We start from the raw sequence: 1,611 nt of genomic DNA on the forward strand, positions 1-1,611 counted from the left end.
AAGAATGATGCTGCTGTTGTATATGCGTCCACATCTTCTATGTATGGCAATAATCCGCCGCCGCTGAGGGAGGATATGAAGGTAGTATCTCCTAACTTTTATGCTGCCACGAAGGTTGCCGGAGAGGACCTTGCAAGGGTATTTTTCGAGCAGTATGGCACTGTTACTATCGGCTTAAGATATATGAGCGTTTATGGCCCCCGTGAGAGGTCCAAGGGCATTTTTGCAAATATGGTTTCACAATTCTTATGGGCGATGCAGAAAAACGAACAACCTATTATATATGGTGATGGGTCACAGACGCGAGACTTTGTTTTTGTCAAGGATGTGGTAAGTGCGCATTTATTGGCGATGAAGCTCAAAAAAGCAGGGGAGATATTCAATGTTGGAACTGGCAAGGCAACCAGCCTTAACCAGCTTGTAGATATTTTAAATAATGTGCTTGGCAAAAACATAAAGGCCAAACATATAGAAATGCCTGTAAAGAATTACATAAATACACAGCTTGCTGACATAACAAAGGCGCGCAAAATGCTTGGTTATGAGCCTAAATACGAATTAGAGGATGGTATCAAGGCTATTCTGAATATTTCTGGATAGTTTTTTTATTTTTGCGCTGTCGCCCAAGAAGATGGGATCGTCCATTATACGATTTTTTTGTGGGTCTTGCTGAAGCTTGATTTCTTTTTTGGATAATGAAATTAATTTATCTAAAATTTCTTTTACAATATACCTTTTACCGGAACATACATTATAAACTTCATTAAAGTCTCCTTTGTCCTTCAACAGCCACATGGCTTCTATGGCATCCTTTATGTCGGTGAAGTCTCTGATGCCGTTTAAATTGCCAATCCTTAGCTTTTCAATTTTATTTTTCTTTATCTCTGCTATTCCCTTCGCAAAATCGGCACAAGCATCGCGTTTTTTTCTTGATCCAATGATGTTGAAAAATCTTATTCTGATTATTTTCATTTTATAGGCTTTCTGATAAAGATAAGCAATCATATCTGTTCCTATTTTACTGACAGTATAGGGGGAAGAAGGCCTGAACTCTTTTTTTTCATTTATAGGTATTTCATTCTCTTCTGTCAGCCCGTACTCAGATGAACTGCAAGCTATTATTATTTTTGGCTTTATTCCTGCTTTTCTAATGGCTTCAAGAAGATAGAAGGTTCCCATGAAATTTGTTAGCAAGGTTTCTTCTGGATCCTGCCAGGACGGCACAACATAGCTTTGTGCTGCCATGTGAAAAATATATTCTGGTTTTATTTTTTTAATAAGCTCTTCAATCCTTTGTTTATCTGTAATATCGCACTCCACAAAATTAACACTATTTCTAAGGTGTTCTATATTATCGAAGGTGTCACCTTTCCAGTAGGTTCCACATACATCTAAACCTTTTTCTACCAGAAAATCACATAGATGTGAGCCGACGAAACCAGCTGCCCCAGTTACAAGAATCGTGCTTTTATTCATAAATTACATCATTTATTATCTTCCGAATCTTTTTAATAAATATATTTATGTCAAATCTGCCTGCATTTTTCTGAAGCTCTTTTCTATTCCATTTGGTTTTTTCTGTTTTTTCAATGGCTTTTATCAACGAATTCG

General features: G+C 37.0%; 2 protein-coding genes. One reads left to right on the forward strand and one right to left on the reverse strand.

The genetic code is table 11. The features are described from left to right. The coding region (locus NT145_00730; GenBank protein ID MCX5781222.1) for an NAD-dependent epimerase/dehydratase family protein at positions 1-600 on the forward strand (600 nt) is incomplete at its 5' end. Here the strand turns inward: NT145_00730 and NT145_00735 are convergent. Then, positions 559-1,476: an SDR family NAD(P)-dependent oxidoreductase gene (locus tag NT145_00735; protein MCX5781223.1), complete on the reverse strand. Its 918-nt coding sequence runs from the start codon at positions 1,474-1,476 to the stop codon at positions 559-561. The two genes, NT145_00730 and NT145_00735, sit on opposite strands and share 42 nt — an antisense overlap. Positions 1,477-1,611 lie beyond the last annotated feature (135 nt).

The organism is Elusimicrobiota bacterium (assembly GCA_026388075.1).
Classification (GTDB): domain Bacteria; phylum Elusimicrobiota; class Endomicrobiia; order Endomicrobiales; family JAPLKN01; genus JAPLKN01.

Excerpts from the sequence above, each read along its gene's own strand:
- NT145_00735 (MCX5781223.1), bottom strand. The coding sequence starts at position 1,476 with ATGAATAAAAGCACGATTCTTGTAACTGGGGCAGCTGGTTTCGTCGGC.